At 71.2% G+C, this 18,316-nt stretch carries 16 protein-coding genes and 2 pseudogenes; 13 read left to right on the top strand and 5 right to left on the bottom strand.

Going from position 1 to position 18,316, the window contains the following annotated elements; genetic code table 11:
* Positions 1-70 precede the first annotated feature (70 nt).
* The gene (locus tag ACFYYR_RS07270; RefSeq protein ID WP_388847860.1) at positions 71-820 is read right to left on the bottom strand and encodes a hypothetical protein; all 750 of its coding nucleotides are present in this window, start codon (positions 818-820) and stop codon (positions 71-73) included.
* A 223-nt stretch (positions 821-1,043) separates the two neighbouring features.
* Between ACFYYR_RS07270 and ACFYYR_RS07265 the strand changes: the two genes are divergently transcribed.
* The 4 genes and pseudogenes from ACFYYR_RS07265 to ACFYYR_RS07250 form a co-directional block, all read left to right on the top strand.
* A complete protein-coding gene (locus ACFYYR_RS07265; protein WP_388847857.1) occupies positions 1,044-2,399 on the top strand; it encodes a tetratricopeptide repeat protein in 1,356 nt (451 codons plus the stop codon).
* Position 2,400: 1 nt separating this feature from the next.
* The gene (locus ACFYYR_RS07260) at positions 2,401-2,931 is read left to right on the top strand and encodes an NUDIX domain-containing protein (RefSeq protein WP_388847855.1); all 531 of its coding nucleotides are present in this window, start codon (positions 2,401-2,403) and stop codon (positions 2,929-2,931) included.
* Positions 2,932-2,975: 44 nt separating this feature from the next.
* Positions 2,976-3,278 (top strand): hypothetical protein, encoded by a 303-nt coding sequence (locus tag ACFYYR_RS07255; RefSeq protein ID WP_388847853.1) that lies wholly within the window; start codon positions 2,976-2,978, stop codon positions 3,276-3,278.
* A 20-nt stretch (positions 3,279-3,298) separates the two neighbouring features.
* Positions 3,299-3,523: pseudogene (locus tag ACFYYR_RS07250) on the top strand (IS630 family transposase); the annotation flags it as partial.
* A 32-nt stretch (positions 3,524-3,555) separates the two neighbouring features.
* Here ACFYYR_RS07250 and ACFYYR_RS07245 read toward each other — a convergent pair.
* From ACFYYR_RS07245 to ACFYYR_RS07230, 4 genes are all read right to left on the bottom strand, one after another.
* Positions 3,556-3,738 carry a DUF6000 family protein gene (locus ACFYYR_RS07245; RefSeq protein WP_388847851.1) on the bottom strand — a complete coding sequence of 61 codons (183 nt, stop codon included), beginning with the start codon at positions 3,736-3,738 and terminating at the stop codon, positions 3,556-3,558.
* A gap of 67 nt (positions 3,739-3,805) precedes the next feature.
* Positions 3,806-4,651, bottom strand: coding sequence for an ABC transporter ATP-binding protein (locus ACFYYR_RS07240; protein ID WP_388848153.1), 846 nt, complete (start codon positions 4,649-4,651; stop codon positions 3,806-3,808).
* Between the two features lie 50 nt (positions 4,652-4,701).
* A complete protein-coding gene (locus tag ACFYYR_RS07235; protein WP_388847849.1) occupies positions 4,702-5,733 on the bottom strand; it encodes a FecCD family ABC transporter permease in 1,032 nt (343 codons plus the stop codon).
* Positions 5,730-6,794, bottom strand: coding sequence for a FecCD family ABC transporter permease (locus ACFYYR_RS07230; protein WP_388847847.1), 1,065 nt, complete (start codon positions 6,792-6,794; stop codon positions 5,730-5,732). Before ACFYYR_RS07230 ends, ACFYYR_RS07235 begins: the two co-directional genes overlap by 4 nt.
* Before the next feature lie 125 nt (positions 6,795-6,919).
* Here ACFYYR_RS07230 and ACFYYR_RS07225 point away from each other — a divergent pair, with 125 nt between their 5' ends.
* The 9 genes and pseudogenes from ACFYYR_RS07225 to paaK all read left to right on the top strand — a co-directional run bounded on the left by ACFYYR_RS07225 (position 6,920) and on the right by paaK (position 18,194).
* A complete protein-coding gene (locus ACFYYR_RS07225; RefSeq protein ID WP_351503824.1) occupies positions 6,920-7,951 on the top strand; it encodes an ABC transporter substrate-binding protein in 1,032 nt (343 codons plus the stop codon).
* 26 nt (positions 7,952-7,977) lie between these two features.
* A complete protein-coding gene (locus tag ACFYYR_RS07220; RefSeq protein ID WP_388847845.1) occupies positions 7,978-8,829 on the top strand; it encodes a siderophore-interacting protein in 852 nt (283 codons plus the stop codon).
* Positions 8,830-9,194: 365 nt separating this feature from the next.
* On the top strand, positions 9,195-10,754 hold the full coding sequence (locus ACFYYR_RS07215) for a pyridoxal phosphate-dependent decarboxylase family protein (RefSeq protein WP_388847843.1): 1,560 nt from the start codon (positions 9,195-9,197) through the stop codon (positions 10,752-10,754).
* Between the two features lie 41 nt (positions 10,755-10,795).
* Positions 10,796-12,109 carry a lysine N(6)-hydroxylase/L-ornithine N(5)-oxygenase family protein gene (locus ACFYYR_RS07210; protein WP_388847841.1) on the top strand — a complete coding sequence of 438 codons (1,314 nt, stop codon included), beginning with the start codon at positions 10,796-10,798 and terminating at the stop codon, positions 12,107-12,109.
* A pseudogene (locus ACFYYR_RS07205) lies at positions 12,106-12,591 on the top strand (GNAT family N-acetyltransferase); the annotation flags it as partial. The gene ACFYYR_RS07210 and the pseudogene ACFYYR_RS07205, both read left to right, overlap by 4 nt.
* 114 nt (positions 12,592-12,705) lie before the next feature.
* Positions 12,706-14,508 carry an IucA/IucC family protein gene (locus ACFYYR_RS07200; protein ID WP_388848150.1) on the top strand — a complete coding sequence of 601 codons (1,803 nt, stop codon included), beginning with the start codon at positions 12,706-12,708 and terminating at the stop codon, positions 14,506-14,508.
* A 154-nt stretch (positions 14,509-14,662) separates the two neighbouring features.
* Entirely contained in the window at positions 14,663-16,180 is a 1,518-nt protein-coding gene (locus ACFYYR_RS07195; protein WP_388847839.1) for an MFS transporter, read from the top strand.
* 215 nt (positions 16,181-16,395) lie between these two features.
* A complete protein-coding gene (paaI, locus tag ACFYYR_RS07190; protein WP_388847837.1) occupies positions 16,396-16,836 on the top strand; it encodes a hydroxyphenylacetyl-CoA thioesterase PaaI in 441 nt (146 codons plus the stop codon).
* A complete protein-coding gene (paaK, locus tag ACFYYR_RS07185; protein WP_388847835.1) occupies positions 16,833-18,194 on the top strand; it encodes a phenylacetate--CoA ligase PaaK in 1,362 nt (453 codons plus the stop codon). The genes paaI and paaK overlap by 4 nt, the downstream gene beginning before the upstream one ends.
* The last annotated feature ends 122 nt before the right edge of the window (positions 18,195-18,316 follow it).

Here is an 18,316-nt window from a genome sequence, read left to right as displayed (position 1 = left end):
TCCGGGGAGGGATGGTGGCGTCCGGGACGGGCGGGAGATGCCGGCCCGCCCCGGAGCCTGATCGGTGGGGTTACGCGGCGGGGTCCACGCGGTGGGCGTAGACCTGCTCGATCCAGCCCGCCTTGAACGCAGCAAGGTCATCGCGGAAGTTCGCCATCGAGGCACCGTAGGGCGCGACCACGCCGCCGGACTGGTCCGGCACGGACTGGCAGCCGTGCACCAGCCGCCCGCCGAGCGCGGCGTGGGCCTTGATGGACTCGATCCGGCGGTGCTCGTTGAACCAGCCGCCGTGGTAGACCTCGTCGAGCATCCCGCCCGTCTCGTCGTCCAGGTCGAAGACGACGGAGGTGGCGGCGGGGAAGAACCAGCACGGGCCGACGTTGGAGATGTGCCCGTCCAGCTCGACCTTGTTGAGCGCCATGAGCGTGGCGGCCTCGCGGAGCGTCCGCAGGTGGTCGGCGGTGATCTGCGGCAGGCCGAGGCCGGCCAGGTGCTCCTCGCGGAACAGGTACGCGTACACCTCGTACGCGGTGGCCAGGACGCGGGCCGCGTCGGAGGTGGCCTCACCGTGCTGCTTGATGAAGTCGAGCGCGAGCTGCTCGACCGCGCTCTCGGTCGTCTCGTCCACGTCCAGGAGCTGGGACTTGACCAGCTCCCAGTCGGCGACGAGCCAGGTGCTCGACTCGAAGCGGAAGAAGTACTCGGCCGGGTCGATCGTGATGCGCCGGCCGTCGACCTGGACGCCGGGCAGGCGGCTCCAGCGCGGGTCGAACGCCTCAGGCAGCTCGACCGTGATGGCCGAGGTGTCGATGGTGGTCACCGTGTCTCCGTCTCTGATCGGCCGGGTCCGGGCACAGGAATGCCCGAGCCCGGTGTGGGCGTACGGAACTTTGGGGTGCTGCCCGGACCAGGAGAGAGCCTGGATCACGGTCGCGCCGTTCCGGGCGGCTGCTGATAAGTGAACCGGTGGTCACGCTCAGTGGGTACGGTGGAAGGCAGTTGAAGCGGTATACGCGGTTTACAGCTCCAGAGTGGAGGCGATCGTGGGGGCGCAGAGAAAACCCAACTCCCGTCTGCGCGACGTCATCGCGGCGGTCGACTGCACCTACGAGGGCATCGCCAGAGACGTGCGGCGCATCGCCGCCGAGAACGGCGAGATCCTCCAGACCAACAAGTCGGCCATCTCGCACTGGGTGAACGGCACCCGTGCCCCGTCCGGCCGGGCAGGTCAGTACCTGGCCGAGGCGCTGTCCCGCAGAGTGGGGCGCACGGTCACCCAGACCGAGATCGGCCTCCAGGCCGGTGATGACGAAGAGCCGGGGGAATCCGACCCCGTCCTTGCCGCCACCGACCTGGGCCGGGCCGACGTCGAGCGCCGCCGCTTCCTCGCCATCGCGGCCTTCACCACCGCCGGCGTCGCCATGCCGCTCGGCTACGACCACGAGGCCACCGCCCGCATGCTCCGCGCCCGTACCGGCACGTCCCTGGTCGGCGCGGAGGACGTGGACGTCGTACGGCAGATCACCGCGGCCTTCAGCGCCGCCGACGAGCGCCTCGGCGGCGGACACGGCCTGACCACCGTCACCGCGTACCTCGCCGACACCGCGGCCCCCATGCTGCGCGGACGTTTTCCCAACGAAGCCTTACGCCGGGCCGCCTTCGGCGCCGTCGCCGAACTCGCCTACCTCGCAGGGTGGAAGCACCACGACCTCGGCCACGAAGGCGCCGCTCAGCGCTACTACCAGGTCGGCTACCAACTCGCCTGCGAAGCCGACCCCCACGGCCACGCCGCCTGGATGATGCGCGCCCTCGCCCACCAGGCCCTCAGCCTCAAGCAACCCCACCACTGCGTCGACCTTGTCGAAGGCGCCCTACGCACAGGTCTCGGCCACGTCGACGGCCAGACCGAGGCTCTCCTCCACATCACCCACGCCCGCGCCTACGCAGCCGTCAACGAGCACCCCTTGGCCGCGCGTGCCCTCCTCGCCGCCGAAGACGCCCTCCTACGGGAGAACGACCCCCAGCCCAGCTACTCCCGCGTGAGCGGCCCCGCCGCTGGCACCGTAGCCAGCCACACCGCCCGCACTCTGACGGACCTGGCCGATCACACCGGCACCGAGCAGCAACACCGGGACGCCCTGGTGCGCTGGGATCCTGAGAAGTACAAGCGCGTCCACGCCCTCACGCATGCCGATCTCGGCGACAGCCTCGCCGCCCAGGCCCGCGCCGACGAAGCCGTCGCCGCCTGGACCCAAGCCTTGGTCCTCAGGGAAGGCATGACCTCCGACCGGACCCGGAAGGCGATCACCTCGCTCCGTTCCACGCTCGCGGTCTACCAGCGCCGCCGCGTCCCCGGCGCCGCCGATCTCGCCCGCCGCGCCCGCGAAGCCCTCGCCTAACATGCCCGACAACCCGCCCGACGAAGGGAACACCGTGACCCAGCAGACCGACGACCAGCCGAAGGCCCTCAAGCCGGCGCTCGAATCGATGACCCTGCTGGTCGCCGCCGTCATCGTCCACGACAAGGCCACCAACCGCGTCGTCCTCCTCCAGCGCAGCGAGAACGCCAAGTTTGCCCAGGGCATGTGGGACCTCCCTGTCGGCAAGAGCGAACGGGGCGAACCGATCACCGAGACGGCCGTCCGAGAGCTGTATGAGGAGACCGGCCTCACGGTGAAGCCCGAGTCCCTCAAGGTCGCCCACATCATCCACGGCGCCTGGGGCGTCGAGGCCCCCAACGGCTTCCTCACGGTCGTCTTCGCCGCCCACGAATGGACCGGCGAACCCGAGAACCGCGAACCCAGCAAACATTCCCGCGTCTGCTGGGTCGACGGCGACGCCATTCCCGATGCCTTCGTCGACACCACCGCCAGCGCGCTGAGTCGATACCTCGCTGGCGGTACTGAAGTGTCGCTCGACGGATGGAACTGATCCCGCGCTTCCCGTAAGTCTTGTGCATGGTGAGGAACCTGTTCATGCCTGGTCAAGAGGACTTCGCGGTGAAACACCAAGTGCGCTCGTCTTTGGAGCTGTTGAAGGTCCCTTTCATCTTCACTCAGGACGAGCTTCTTGATACTGGTTCGTTCATCCGAAAGGCGAAAGAGCGCGGCTATAGCCTGAGTCTAGAGACTCTCCAGGCGCTGCATGTCCATGGCCTGCTCATCCCGATTTTCAGGGTTAGTGACACTGCGGTGGAGGGCCGACGGGTCGACGTCGGGGATGTACTGCTTAAGCAGAATGCGCGTGGTTGGGTGATGCATGCCGTTCTAGTGTCCTGAGTCGTTAGTTCGCTTGCGGTACCTCGGCGTCCTGGCTCAACCTCGTCGAGCGCTGGTTCGCCGAGCTGACCTGCCGCAAGCTCCGGCGCTAGGCCCACCGCAGCGTCGTTGAACTCGAACGGGACATCCGCGGCTGGATCAACGAGTGGAACAAGAACCCCAAGCCGTTCGTCTGGACGGAGAGCGCCGACGACATCCTCGACACCCTCGCCGCATACTGCACACGAATTAGCGACTCAGGACACCAGGGGCCTGGGGCCGGTGATTTCACCGCGACCTACAGGCGTCGCCAGCCGTTGGCGAACTCGCACTGGAGGTCCGTCAAGCGGCGCCGCTCGACGGGGGCGTAAGTGGGGTCGTCGCGGAGGTGGGCCAGGGCATTGACCCACTGATCCCAGAGGCCGTCAGGGTGGGTGAAGCGGTCCGCATGGTGGGTGTGCCGGATGGCGCTGACCTGCAAAGAACAGCGCCATCCGGCACGCACGAGCACCCTCGATCAGGGATTCCGTCCCGCTCCCGGGCCCGGCTCAGCCCGAAGCCGTCACCCGTTCGGCCGAGTCCGCCGGCCGGGCCCCGGTGCGTCGCCGGGCGGCGGGGACCACCAGCGGTGTCCCGGTCTCGGGGTCGTCGATCACCTGGCACGGCAGCCGGAAGACCTCCTCCACCAGCTCCGCCGTCACGATCTCCCGCGGCTCGCCCTCCGCGACCACCCGGCCGTCCCGCATCGCGATCAGATGCGTCGCGTACCGGGCCGCCTGGTTCAGGTCGTGCAGCACGGCCACCAGGGTGCGGCCCTGCTCCTCGTGGAGCCGGGCGCACAGGTCGAGCACCTCGATCTGGTGGGCGATGTCGAGGTAGGTCGTCGGCTCGTCCAGCAGCAGCAGCGGCGTCTGCTGGGCGAGCGCCATGGCGATCCACACCCGCTGCCGCTGCCCGCCGGAGAGCTCGTCGACCAGCCGGTCGGCCAGGTCCGCGACCCCGGTCGACGCCATGGACTCGGTGACGATCCGCTCGTCCTCCTTCGACCACTGGCGCAGCAGCCCCTGGTGGGGGTAGCGCCCCCGGGACACCAGGTCGGCGACGGTGATCCCGTCCGGGGCGATGGACGACTGCGGCAGCAGGCCCAGGGTCTGCGCCACCTTGCGCGCCGGGGTCCGGGAGATGTCCTGCCCGTCCAGCAGCACGGTGCCCGAGGCCGGCTTCAGCATCCGCGACAGCGCCCGCAGCAGGGTGGACTTGCCGCAGGCGTTCGGCCCGACGACGACGGTGAAGGAGTCGTCCGGTACCGCGACCGTCAGGTCCTCGGCGATCGTCCGCCGCTCGTAGGCGAGGGTCAGCCCGCTGCCGCTCAGCCGCGTTCCGGCGCCGTCCATGGTCCGTACTCCGTTCTCGCCCGTGCTCGTGTCGCTCGTCCGTGGCTCGCTCATATCCGGCCCGCCCTGCGCTCGGTGGCGAGCAGCCACACCAGGTATCCGCCGCCCAGCACACCGGTCACCACGCCCACCGGAAGCTGGTGCCCGGCGAAGATCCGCTGGGCGATCCAGTCCGCGCCGACCAGCAGCGCGGCCCCCATGCACAGTGAGGGCACCAGGTTCGGGCCCGGTGCCCGGGTCAGCCGGCGGGCCAGCTGGGGTGCGGTGAGGGCGACGAAGGCGACCGGTCCGGCGGCGGAGGCCGCGACAGCCGCCAGCACCACCGCGGCACCCAGCAGGGACAGCCGGACCGCCTCCACCGGGACGCCCAGGGCCGCCGCGGCGTCGTCGCCCATCTCCAGCATCCGCAGCGCCCGTCCGCAGCCGAGGACGACCAGCGGCACCAGGACCGCCATGGTCACCAGGAGGGGCGTGGCGTCGTCCCAGTCGCGGCCGTCGAGGCTCCCGGTGAGCCACAGCACGGCCCGCGCTGCGTCCTCGATCTTCGCCCGGGTCAGCAGATAGCCGTTGACGCCGGTGAGGATGGACGCGACGCCGATCCCGACCAGGATGAGACGGTAGCCGTTCAGGCCCCGCTGCCACGCGAGGGCGTAGATGGCGGCGCCGGTGACCACGCCTCCGGCCACCGCCCCGCCGGCCAGCGCCAGGCTGCCGCCGCCGAAGAGGACGACCGCGGCGAGCGCGCCGGTGGCCGCGCCCTGGGTGAACCCGAGGACGTCGGGGCTGCCCAGCGGATTGCGGACCAGGGACTGGAAGACCGCTCCCGCCAGCGCCAGCGCGCCGCCCACCAGGAGGGCGGTGACCACCCGGGGCAGCCGTACCTCGTTGACGATGAAGTCGTCCGCGGGGGCGCCGTTCCCGGCGAGGGTCTGCAGCACCTGGCCCGGGCCCATCGGGTAGTCGCCGCTGCCGATCGCCAGGACGCCGAGGGCCAGGGCCAGCAGGGCGCACACCGTGCCCATGAGCAGTGCCCGGGGGCGGTAGCGCAGCGAGACGCCGTCCGAGATTCGCAGGACGCTCATGCCCGTGCCACCTTCCGCCGCCGGACGAAGTAGAGGAAGAGCGGGCCGCCCAGCACCGTGGTGACCATGCCCACCTGGAGCTCGCCCGGCCGCGCGGCGACCCGCCCCAGCACGTCCGCGCCGAGCAGCAGCACCGGAGCGAGCACCGCGCAGTAGGGGAGCAGCCAGCGCAGGTCGGGGCCGGTCAGGGCGCGCACCATGTGCGGCACCATCAGCCCGACGAAGACGATCGGCCCGCAGGCCGCGGTGGCCGCTCCGCACAGCACGGTGACGGCGACGATGGCGCCCACCCGGATCCGGGCCGGGCGCGAGCCGAGCGCGCGCGCCGAATCGTCGCCCAGCGCCAGGGCGTTGAGCGGCCGGGCCAGGGCCAGCGACAGCAGCAGACCCGCCAGGACGAACGGCGCCACCTTCATCACGGTGCCGGCCTGGGCGTCGGCGAGCGAGCCCACCGTCCAGAAGCGCATGCGCTCCAGGGACGCCGAGTCGAGCAGCATCACCGCGCTCACATACGAGTAGAGGGTGGCGTTGAGCGCGGCTCCGGCCAGCGCCAGCCGGGCGGGGGTCGCCCCGCGGCCACCGCCGACCGTGTACAGCAGGACGGAGACGACGGCGGCGCCGAGGAAGGCGAACCAGATGTATCCGTCGAAGGTGCCCACGCCCAGCAGGGCGATGGCCGAGGCGACGGCCGCGGAGGAGCCCGCGTTGATGCCCATCAGGCCGGGGTCGGCGAGCGGGTTGCGGGTCAGTGCCTGCATCACCCCGCCGGCCAGGCCGAGCGCGGCCCCGGCCAGCAGGCCCATCGCGGTGCGCGGAAGCCGCATGTCGTGCACGACGGCGTAATCGGCAGAGTGCGGATCGAAGAGGGCATTCCAGACCTCTCCGAGCGACAGTTGCTTGGACCCGACCGCGATGCTCAGGGCCAGGACGGCGAGCAGGATCAACAGGGAACCGAGGAGGCCGGCGGCGCGCACCGACCGGTGTCCGCCGGGCTGGCGGGTGCGGGGCGGCGGCTCGGCCGTCGAATCCCCGGCAGCCGGCGGTGACTTGGTGAAGGACACGTACGGGCTCCGGTACGGGCCGTTCCGGTTGGGGGCCGGTCGGCCTATCGATGTGAACTTAGGCTAGGTTAACCTAACCTGCGTTCGGCCTTCCGGTCCCTACCGCACGAGAGAAAGACTCTGCCATGTCGCACCCCCGTGGAACCACCTCTCTGTCCCGCCGTGGACTGCTCGCAGCGGGCGGCGCCGTCGGGCTCGGCGCGCTGGTCGCCGCCTGCGGCGAGGGCGGTTCGGCCTCGTCCCAGGGCGGAGACAAGGGCGGTGCCTGGTCGTTCACCGACGACCGTAACAAGAAGGTCACCGCCAAGAGCACCCCCAAGCGCATCGTCGCCTTCACCGGAACCGCCGCCGCGCTGCACGACTTCGGGCTCGACGAGGAGCTCGTCGGCGTCTTCGGCGAGACCAAGCTGAAGAACGGCAAGCCCGACCCGCAGGCGGGCGACCTCGATGTCGACCAGGTGAAGATCCTCGGAAACGTCTGGGGCGAGTTCAACATCGAGAAGTACGCCGCGCTGCGCCCCGAGCTGCTCGTCACGCACATGTACGACCCGGGAGCCCTCTGGTACGTCCCGGCGGAGAGCCAGAAGAAGATCCTCAAGCTGGCCCCCAGCGTCGCCATCACCACCGCCCGGGTCCCGCTCCCGGAGCCGATCCGCCGCTACGCGAAGCTCGCCGAGTCCCTGGGCGCCGACCTCAAGGCCAAGAAGGTCACCGACGCCAAGGCCCGGTTCGAGGCGGCGGCCGAGCGGCTGCGCAAGGCGGCCAAGGCGGCCGGCGGCCTCAAGGTCATGGCCGCCTCCGGCAGTGCCGACCTCTTCTACGTCTCGAACCCGAAGCTCAACACCGACCTCATGTACTTCCGCGAGCTCGGCATCGACTTCGTCGTCCCGGACAAGCTCGACAAGGGCGGCTACTTCGAGAGCCTGAGCTGGGAGAACGCCGACAAGTACGACGCGGACCTGATCCTGCTCGACAACCGCACCAGCGCGCTGCAGCCCAAGGCCCTGGAGTCCAAGCCCTCCTGGTCCAAGCTGCCCGCGGTGAAGGCCGACCAGGTCGCCTCCTGGAATGCCGTCCCCCGCTTCTCCTGGGCCGGCTCCGCGCCGCTCCTGGAGGACCTGGCCAAGGCCGTCGAGGGCGCCAAGAAGGTCCGCTGACCCCCACTACTGGGAGGAGTTCCCGCATGACCACCGCCACCGCCGCCCCGTTCCGCTTCTTCGACGCGTATGTGCTGCGGAGCGAACGTCTCGGACCGTCCATGGTCCGGGTCACCTTCGGCGGTGACCAGTTGCGGGACTTCGCCGGAGGCGGCCGGGACCAGAGCTTCTCGCTCTTCCTGCCGCACCCCGGGCAGCTCGCCCCGGTGGTCCCCACCGGGGCGGGCGACGGCTGGTTCGCCGAGTGGCGGGCCATGGACCCCGCGGTCCGGGCCGTCATGCGCTCCTACACCGTGCGGGAGCACCGCCGCGAAACCGGCGAGGTGGACGTCGACTTCGCGCTGCACGGCGACCTCGGGCCGGCCTCCCGCTGGGCGGGCCGTGCCCGGCCCGGTGACCCGGTGGTGCTGCTCGGCCCGGCCGTCGAGGACAACAAGAGCGTCGGGTTCCGGCCGCCCGACGGGACCGACTGGGTGCTGCTGGCGGCCGACGAGACCGCGCTGCCGGCCGTCGCCGGAATCCTCGCCTGGCTGCCCCCGGGTGTCCGGGCCGCGGTGTGGATCGAGGTCCCGCACGCCGAGGACATCCAGCGGCTGTCCACCCTGGCGGACGCGGAGATCACCTGGCTGGTCCGCCGCGGTCCGTCCGGCTCCGGCCGTCCGCTGCTGGACGCGGTGCGGGAGACGGCACTGCCGGACGGTGTCCCGTACGCCTGGATCGCGGGCGAGTCCGGGACCGTCCGGGCGCTCCGCCGCCACCTCGTGGGGGAGCGCGGCTTCGACCGCCGGCAGGTCACCTTCAGCGGCTACTGGCGCCGGGGCACCTCCGAGGAGGCGCTGCTGGCGGAGGTGCTGTCCGGGGCGGTCACCGAACGCTGACACCGGGCCCGGGTGAACCCCGGGCCCGGCGCACGGCCCTCGGGCCTGCCGGCCCGGGGCGGCACGGCCTTCGGCGTCCGCCGCGGCGGACACCAAAGGGGCCGGTTCCGCCGGGAGTCGGGTGGAGTAGCCGGAGAGGAAGGGGACCGGACCCGCAAGGGGCCGGTCCATCGATGTGCGCCACGGCCGGAGTGCCCGGTTCCGGGGGTGGGGCACACGCGCCCGACGGCCGGCACAGGGGCCGTCCGGTCCGCGGTCCGCAGCGTGGGCGCCCCCGATTCGCAGCCGCACTTAGGTTAGGCTAACCTAAGTCATCGCAGGTCGGGCGATCTTTCCGGCCGCGCCCGCAACTGGGAGGACAGACAGTGAGTTTCCACGAGCACCCCGGCGACGCACCCGCGACGGGAAGCGTGTCCGGGACGGCGGACAGCAGGTCCCACCTGCTGAACCACCGCACCGCGGAGCAGTACCGGACCGCGGTGGCCGACGGAGTCGACCGCGTCGCCGCCAAACTCACCGGGGTGCGCGGACCGTTCACCGGGATCTCGCCCGAGCAGCTCGCTCCGACCGTCGACACGATCGACCTCGACCGGCCCCTGGGCGACGCGGCCGCCGCCCTCGACGAGCTGGAGAGCGTCTACCTGCGGGACGCGGTGTACTTCCACCACCCCCGCTACCTGGCCCACCTCAACTGCCCGGTGGTCATCCCGGCCGTCGTCGGCGAAGCCGTCCTCTCGGCCGTCAACTCCTCGCTCGACACCTGGGACCAGAGCGCCGGCGGAACGCTGATGGAGCGCCGCCTGATCGACTGGACCGCCGAGCGCATCGGCCTCGGCCGGGCCGCGGACGGCATCTTCACCAGCGGTGGCAGCCAGTCCAACCTCCAGGCGATGCTGCTCGCCCGCGACGAGGCCTGCCGGATCGTCCAGAAGAACTCCGCAACGGAACTCCGCAAGCCGGAGATCCTCCCCAAGCTGCGCATCCTGGCCTCCGAGGTCAGCCACTTCAGCATCACCAAGTCCGCGACCCTCCTCGGGCTCGACGCGGACGCGGTCGTCTCCGTGCCCTGCGACCGGGACAAGCGGATGAGCGCCGTAGCCCTGGCCCGCGAGCTGGAGCGCTGCCGCCGCGAGGACCTCGTGGTCATGGCCGTCGTCGCCACCGCCGGAACCACCGACTTCGGCAGCATCGACCCGCTCCCCCAGATCGCCGACCTGTGCGAGCGGGAAGGCACCTGGATGCACGTCGACGCGGCGTACGGCTGCGGGCTGCTGGTCTCCAAGCGGCGCCACCTCCTCGACGGCATAGAGCGCGCCGACTCCGTGACCGTCGACTACCACAAGTCGTTCTTCCAGCCGGTCAGTTCCAGCGCCGTCCTCGTGCGCGACGAGCGGACGCTGGGCCACGTCACCTACTACGCCGACTACCTCAACCCGGAGCGGATGGCCAAGAAGCGCATCCCCAACCAGGTCGACAAGTCGATCCAGACCACCCGCCGCTTCGACGCGCTCAAGCTCTGGATGACGCTCCGCATCATGGGCGCCGACGCCCTGGGTGAGCTCTTCGACGAGGTGGTGGACCGGGCCGCCGACGGCTGGAAGCTGCTCGACGACGACCCCCGCTTCGAAGTCGTCACCGAACCGCAGCTCAGCACCCTGGTCTTCCGCTACCTGCCGCCGTCCGGCGCGACCCCCGAACTCACCGACCGGGTCAACCTGCACGCCCGCGAGGCGCTGTTCGCCTCCGGTGACGCGATCGTCGCCGGAACGGTCGTCGACGGCAGCCACTACCTGAAGTTCACCCTGCTCAACCCGGAGACCTCGCTCGACGACATCGCCCACGTCCTGGACCTCATCGCCGAGCACGCCGGCCGGTACCTGGCGGAGCACGCCACCCCGGAACTGAGCCACCGCCGCGCCGGCTGAACCCTCCTTCCCCACCGAATCCCCCCAGCACGGGAGACGCTGTGTCCACCCCGCACGACTTCATCGCCATCGGCCTCGGCCCCTTCAACCTGGGCCTGGCCTGCCTCACCGAGCCCATCGACGAGCTCGACGGACTGTTCCTGGAGAGCAAGCCGGACTTCGACTGGCACTCCGGCATGCTGCTGGAGACCAGCACCCTCCAGACCCCGTTCATGTCCGACCTGGTCACCCTGGCCGACCCCACCTCGCCGTACTCCTTCCTCAACTACCTCAAGGAGTCCGGTCACCTCTACTCGTTCTACATCCGGGAGAACTTCTATCCCCTGCGGAGCGAGTACAACGACTACTGCCGGTGGGCCGCCGCCCGGCTGAGCAGCGTCCGGTTCAGCCACACGGTGACCAGCGTCGAGTACGACGCGGCCGACGAGGTCTACCTCGTCCACGCCGACGACCTCGCCGCCGGTGAGCGCCGCACCTTCCGCGGCAAGCGCCTCGTGCTGGGCACCGGGACCCCGCCCTACGTCCCCGAGTCCTGCCGCGGCCTCGGTGGCGACCTGATCCACAACTCCCGCTACCTGGACAGCAAGGACACCCTGCAGTCCAAGGACAGCATCACCGTCGTGGGCAGCGGCCAGAGCGCGGCCGAGATCTACTACGACCTCCTCCAGGACATCGACGCCCACGGCTACGAGCTGACCTGGGTCACCCGGTCCCCGCGCTTCTTCCCGCTGGAGTACACCAAGCTCACGCTGGAGATGACGTCGCCGGAGTACGTCGACTACTACCACGCGCTGCCCGAGACCACCCGCGACCGGCTGGTGACCTCGCAGAAGAACCTCTACAAGGGCATCAACTCCGAGCTGATCGACGAGATCTTCGACCTGCTCTACATCAAGAACCGCCGCGGCCCCTGCCCCACCCGGCTGCTCACCAACACCGCCCTGACCGGCACCACGTACGACGAGGCCGCCGGCGCCTACACCCTGGGCCTGCGCCAGGAGGAACAGGGCACGGACTTCGCCCTCACCACCCAGGGACTGGTCCTCGCCACCGGCTACCGCTACGAGGTGCCTCAGTTCCTGGCCCCGGTCACCGACCGCATCGCCTGGGACGGCCAGGGCCGCTACGACGTGGCCCGCAACCACAGCATCGATCACGGCGGGAACGGCATCTTCCTGCAGAACGCCGCCGCCCACACGCACAGCATCACCGCGCCCGACCTGGGCATGGGCGCCTACCGCAACTCCGCCATCATCCGCGAGATGCTCGGCCGCGAGGTCTACCCGGTCGAGAAGCGCATCGCCTTCCAGGAGTTCGGCGTGCCCGCCGGCGCGAAGGAGGCCGAGACCGTATGAGCACCCCCGCCACCGTCTTCACCCGCACCGACGCAGGGCTCGGCGCGTTCGCGCTGCGCCCGGTCGACCCGGCCGCCGACGCCGCCCTGCTGCACCGCTGGGTGACTCACCCCAAGTCCGCGTACTGGCTGATGCAGGAGCTCGGACAGGCCGAGGTCGAGCACGAGTACCGGGAGATCGACGCCCACCCGCACCACGAGGCCTTCATCGGGCTGCACAACGGCGTCCCGGCGTTCCTGGTCGAGCGCTACGACCCGGCCCACGTCGAGCTGGTCGGCCTCTACCCGGCGCAGGACGGCGACGTCGGCATGCACTTCCTGTGCGCGCCCACCGACACCCCCGTGCACGGCTTCACCCGGGCGGTCATCACCACCGTCATGGAGCTGCTGTTCGCCGACCCGGCGACCCGCCGCGTCGTGGTCGAGCCCGATGTGCGCAACACCGCGGTCCACGCCCTCAACGCGGTCGTCGGCTTCGAGCCGGTCGAGACCGTCGCGAAGCCGGAGAAGGACGCGCTGCTGAGCATATGCACCCGCGAGCAGTACCTCGCCGCCACCCGCACCCCGGCGTCCGCCGCGCAGTCCAGGAGCAGCAGCATGACCACCACCGCAGCCGACCCCGCCGAGGCCGTCGCCCACCTCACCCCGCGGCACTGGGACCGGGCCAACCGGCTCCTCGTCCGGAAGGGCCTCGCCGAGTTCTCGCACGAGCGCCTCTTCACCCCCGAGCGCCGGTCCGACGGCCGCTACACCGTCAGCAGCGACGACGGGGCCACCACGTACGACTTCGCGGCCCGGCTGCTCTCCCTCGACCACTGGCAGATCGACGCCGACAGCATCACCCGGCGCCGCGGCGACCAGGAACTCCCGCTCGACGCCCTGGAGTTCTTCATTGAGCTGCGGGGCGCGCTCGGCCTGAGCGACCGGATCCTCCCCGTCTACCTGGAGGAGATCAGCTCCACCCTCGCCGGCACCGCGTTCAAACTGGCCGGCCACAAGGCCAGTGCCGCCGAGCTGGCCCGCGCCGACTTCCAGAGCATCGAGACCGGCATGACCGAGGGCCACCCGTGCTTCGTGGCCAACAACGGCCGCCTCGGCTTCGACATCTCCGAATACCGCGCGTACGCCCCCGAGGCCGCCAGCCCCGTCCGGCTGATCTGGCTGGCCGCCCGGCGCGACCGCTCCACGTTCACCGCCTCCCCCGACCTCGACCACGACGGGCTGCTGCGCGACGAGCTCGGCGAGGCCACCCTCGGCCGGTTCGCCGCCACCCTCGCCGACCTCGGACTCGACCGCGCCGACTACCACCTCATCCCGGTGCACCCCTGGCAGTGGTGGAACAAGCTGTCGGTGACCTTCGCCGCCGAACTCGCCCGCCGCAACCTGGTGTGCCTCGGCCACGGAGACGACGACTACCTGGCCCAGCAGTCGATCCGCACCTTCTTCAACACCACCGACCCGACGAAGCACTACGTGAAGACGGCCCTCTCCGTCCTCAACATGGGCTTCATGCGCGGCCTGTCCGCCTCCTACATGGAGGCCACTCCGGCCATCAACGACTGGCTGGCCGACCTCATCGCCCAGGACGAGGTGCTCACCTCGGTGCGCTTCTCGATCATCCGCGAGCGGGCCGCCATCGGCTACCACCACGAGCAGTACGAGGCCGCCGCCCCCAAGGGCTCCCCGTACCTCAAGATGCTCGCCGCCCTCTGGCGGGAGAGCCCCGTGGCCGGGCTGGAGCCGGGCAACCGGCTGGCCACCATGGCCTCCCTGCTGCACACCGACTACGACGGGGCCTCGTTCGCCGGCGCCCTCATCGAGCGGTCCGGCCTCGAGCCCCGCGACTGGCTGCGCCGCTACCTCGACGCGTACCTCACCCCGGTGCTGCACTGCTTCTACGCCTACGACCTGGTGTTCATGCCGCACGGCGAGAACGTCATCCTGGTCCTGGACGAGCAGGGCGTCCCGCAGCGCGCCGTCTTCAAGGACATCGCCGAGGAGATCGCGGTCATGGACCCGGACGCGGCCCTGCCGCCCGCGGTCCAGCGCATCCGCGCCGAGGTGCCCGAGGACCTGAAGCTGCTGTCCGTCTTCACGGACGTCTTCGACTGCTTCCTGCGGTTCCTCAACGGCATCCTCAGCTCGGAGGGGACCCTCGACGAGGACGCGTTCTGGTCGACCGTCGCCGAGTGCATCGCCGACTACCAGAAGACCGTCCCGCACCTGGCGGACCGGTTCCAGCAGTACGACCTGTTCGCCGAGCGGTTCTCGCTCTCCTGCCTGAACCGCCTCCAGCTGCGCAACAACGAGCAGATGGTCGACCTCCAGGACCCCGCCGGAGCCCTCCAGCTCGCCGGCACCCTGGAGAACCCGATCGCCCGCTTCGCCCCGCGCGCCTGACCATCAGGGCCGGCCGGTGTCCCGCGCGGGCACCGGCCGGCCCGGGTTCTCCCGCCCGGACCGGACGGGCCCGTCGGCGGCACCAGGCCGTCCACGGGCCCGCCGGACCCGGACGAGAGAACCCAGCCGCCCCCCACCCCAACCGGAGCCCCCTTTGTCCGTCGTGGCCGCCGACGTCACCACCCCCGGCAGGGACGTGAGGCCCCCGACCCGCTGGCTGATCCTCGCCAGCGTCTGTCTCGCCCAGCTCACCGTGTTGCTCGACAACACCATCCTCAGCGTCGCCATCCCCTCCCTCAGCGGGGAACTCGGCGCGACGACGGCCGACATCCAGTGGATGATCAACGCCTACTCGCTGGTCCAGTCCGGTCTGCTGCTCACCGCCGGCAACGCCGCCGACCGGTACGGCCGCAAGCGCATGCTGATCGCCGGACTCGTCCTCTTCGGACTCGGCTCGGCCGCGGCCTCGTTCGCCCAGAATCCGGGCCAGCTCATCGCCGCGCGGGCCGGGATGGGCATCGGCGGTGCCCTGCTGATGACCACCACCCTCGCCGTCGTCGTGCAGACCTTCGACGACTCCGAGCGCCCCAAGGCCATCGGCATCTGGAGCACTGTCAACTCGCTCGGCTTCGCCGCCGGGCCGCTGATCGGCGGCTCGATCCTCGCCCACTTCTGGTGGGGCGCCATCTTCCTCATCAACGTGCCGGTGGTCCTCATCGGCCTCGTCGCCGCCGTCCGGCTGCTCCCCGAGTCCAAGGGGCCGACCAACGGCCCGCCCGACCTCCTCGGCGCGCTGCTGTCCACCATCGGCATGGTCGGCGTGGTCTTCGCGATCATCTCCGGCCCGGACGAGGGCTGGCTCTCCGGACCGGTGCTGATCTCCGCCGCGATCGGGCTGACCGCCTTCACCGCGTTCGCCGTCTGGGAGCTCCGCGTCCCGCACCCCATGCTGGACATGCACTTCTTCCGCAACCGCCGGTTCATCGGCGCCCTGGCCGGCGGCATCCTCGTCGCCTTCGGCATGGGCGGCTCGCTGTTCCTGCTCACCCAGCACCTCCAGTTCGTGCTCGGGTACGGACCGCTGGACGCCGGCCTGCGGACCTCGCCGCTCGCCCTCACGGTCGTCGCCCTCAACTTCACCGGCCTCGGCCCCCGGGTGCTGGCCCGGCTCGGCACCCCGTTCACCATCGCCGTCGGCATGTCCACCCTGGCCGCGGGCCTGGCCGCGGTCGCCGTCCTCGGCGCCCACGGCCACGGCGGCATGCTCGCCGGGCTGATCCTGATGGGCGTGGGCGTGGCCCTGGCGATGCCCACCATGGCCAACGCGGTCATGTCGGCGATCCCGCCCCGGAAGGCGGGCGTCGGCGCCGGCATCAACGGCACCCTGGCGGAGTTCGGCAACGGCCTGGGCGTCGCGGTGCTCGGCGCCGTCCTCAACTTCCGGTTCGCCGCTCTGCTCCCCGCGGCAGTCGTCGGCGCGGGCTCCCTCCCCGCGGCCCTGGCCGCGGCCGGCTCCGACCCGTCCGACCGAGCCGCCGTGGCGGACGCCTTCGCCTCAGGACTGGAGACCAGCCAGCTCTTCGGCGCGGCCGCGGTGCTGCTCGGCGGCTGGGTCGCGGCCTTCCTCCTGCGCAAGGCGGAACCGGACGGGGCGCCCGCGGCAGCGGAGTGACGGTGGACGGGGACGCCCGTCCACCAGGTGACCCGCATGACGACGGCCGGGGGCAGGGAGCCCCCGGCCGTACCGTTTCGCGGGCAGGCACCGCGCCGACTGCCCGCAGCGACAGGCCGCGCCGCACCCCTTGACAGCGACCTTCCCCTGCTGGATTACTGGCCCCACGCGCACGCTAACCGAATGTTCGGTCGGTTCACTGGGTGGTGGAACAGATGGCAGACGTCCCCGGCAGCGCACCGGGACCCGCGCAGACGATCTTCGCCGAGGACCGGGCCGCCCGCGGCCTGGGCATGGAACTGCTCGAGGGCGGCGCCGGCCGCGCCGCCCTGCGGATGGCCGTCACCGAGCACATGGCGAACGGCCACGGCACCGCCCACGGCGGATACGTCTTCCTGCTGGCGGACACCGCCTTCGCCGTGGCCTGCAACAGCCACGGCCCGGCCACGGTCGCCGCCGGGGCGGACATCACCTTCGTCGCCCCGGCCCGGGTGGGCGACGTCCTGCTGGCGACCGCCGAGGAGCGCACCCGCTACGGCCGCAACGGCCTCTACGACGTCACGGTGCTCCGCGGCGACGAGGTGATCGCGGAGTTCCGGGGGCGCAGCCGGAGTGCCGGAGAGGCGAGTGCCGGAGAGGCGGAGGAGGCGCGATGAGCGGTGCAGGCACGGACCCGGGTACCCAGGACCGGAGACGGGGCGAGGCCCTCCCGGAGGAACTCCTGGACGCCGGGGAGCGGATGACGCCCGCGGAGCTCGCCGCGTACCAACTCGACCGGCTCCGGGCCACCCTGCGCCACGCGTACGGCCATGTCGAGCTCTACCGCAAGAAGTTCGACGCGGCCGGAGTCGGCCCCGACGACTGCCGGTCGCTCGCCGACCTCGCCCGCTTCCCGTTCACCACCAAGGCCGACCTGCGCGACACCTACCCGTTCGGCATGTTCGCCGTCCCGATGCCCGAGGTCCGCCGCATTCACGCCTCCAGCGGTACCACCGGCCGCCCCACCGTCGTCGGCTACACCGAGCGGGACATCGCCATGTGGGCCGACGTCGTGGCCCGTTCGCTGCGTGCGGCCGGTGGCCGGCCGGGCCACAAGGTGCACATCTCCTACGGATACGGCCTGTTCACCGGAGGGCTCGGCGCCCACTACGGCGCCGAGCGGGCCGGCTGCACCGTCATCCCCGCCTCCGGCGGCATGACGGCCCGGCAGGTGCAGATCATCCAGGACTTCCGGCCCGAGATCATCATGGTCACCCCTTCCTACATGCTCACCCTCCTCGACGAGTTCGAACGGCAGGGCATCGACCCGCGGTCCACCTCCCTCCGCGTCGGCATCTTCGGCGCGGAACCCTGGACGGAGGAGATGCGCCGGGAGATCGAGGAGCGCCTGGATCTGCACGCCGTCGACATATACGGCCTCTCCGAGGTCATCGGCCCGGGCGTCGCCCAGGAGTGCGTGGAGACCAAGGACGGTCTGCACGTCTGGGAGGACCACTTCTACCCCGAGGTGGTCGACCCGCTGGCCGACGAGCCGGGGCCGGACGGGGTGCTGGCCCAGGGCGAGAGCGGCGAACTGGTCTTCACCTCGCTGACCAAGGAGGCCATGCCGGTCATCCGCTACCGCACCCGCGACCTCACCCGGCTGCTGCCCGGCACCGCCCGCCCCGCCTTCCGCCGCATCGAGAAGATCACGGGCCGCTGCGACGACATGATCATCCTGCGCGGGGTGAACGTCTTCCCCACCCAGATCGAGGAGATCGTGCTGCGCACCCCCGGCGTCGCCCCGCACTTCCAGCTCCACCTCACCCGCCGGGGCCACCGGGACGAGATGACGGTACGCATCGAGGCCCGCCCGGGCGCCGGCATCGACCAGCGACAGGCCGCCGCCGCGGCGATCACCCAAGCCGTCAAGGCGGGCGTGGGCGTCACCGTGGAGGTCGAGGTCGTGGACCCCGAGACCCTGGAGCGCTCGGTCGGCAAGATCCGCCGCATCGTCGACGCGCGGGGGAAGTGAGGGGCGGCGCCGGCCCGGCGCCCGTGGAGTGACGGCTCACGGTCGTGGGCGGGGCGTCGGTCGGCGGAGTTCCATCCCCCGGATTGATGCCGCACGGCCGTACGCGGCCTCGCTGCCGCTCT

The sequence above is a fragment of the Streptomyces sp. NPDC001922 genome (genome assembly GCF_042891165.1).
Classification (GTDB): domain Bacteria; phylum Actinomycetota; class Actinomycetes; order Streptomycetales; family Streptomycetaceae; genus Streptomyces.
This window is presented reverse-complemented; position numbering and strand designations above follow the sequence as displayed.

Bases quoted from the DNA above. Each gene is read 5' to 3' on its own strand.
- ACFYYR_RS07260 (WP_388847855.1), top strand. From the start codon at position 2,401: ATGCCCGACAACCCGCCCGACGAAGGGAACACCGTGACCCAGCAGACC.
- ACFYYR_RS07255 (WP_388847853.1), top strand. From the start codon at position 2,976: ATGCCTGGTCAAGAGGACTTCGCGGTGAAACACCAAGTGCGCTCGTCT.
- ACFYYR_RS07240 (WP_388848153.1), bottom strand. From the start codon at position 4,651: ATGGACGGCGCCGGAACGCGGCTGAGCGGCAGCGGGCTGACCCTCGCC.
- ACFYYR_RS07235 (WP_388847849.1), bottom strand. From the start codon at position 5,733: ATGAGCGTCCTGCGAATCTCGGACGGCGTCTCGCTGCGCTACCGCCCC.
- ACFYYR_RS07225 (WP_351503824.1), top strand. From the start codon at position 6,920: ATGTCGCACCCCCGTGGAACCACCTCTCTGTCCCGCCGTGGACTGCTC.
- ACFYYR_RS07220 (WP_388847845.1), top strand. From the start codon at position 7,978: ATGACCACCGCCACCGCCGCCCCGTTCCGCTTCTTCGACGCGTATGTG.
- ACFYYR_RS07200 (WP_388848150.1), top strand. From the start codon at position 12,706: ATGACCACCACCGCAGCCGACCCCGCCGAGGCCGTCGCCCACCTCACC.
- paaI (WP_388847837.1), top strand. From the start codon at position 16,396: ATGGCAGACGTCCCCGGCAGCGCACCGGGACCCGCGCAGACGATCTTC.
- paaK (WP_388847835.1), top strand. From the start codon at position 16,833: ATGAGCGGTGCAGGCACGGACCCGGGTACCCAGGACCGGAGACGGGGC.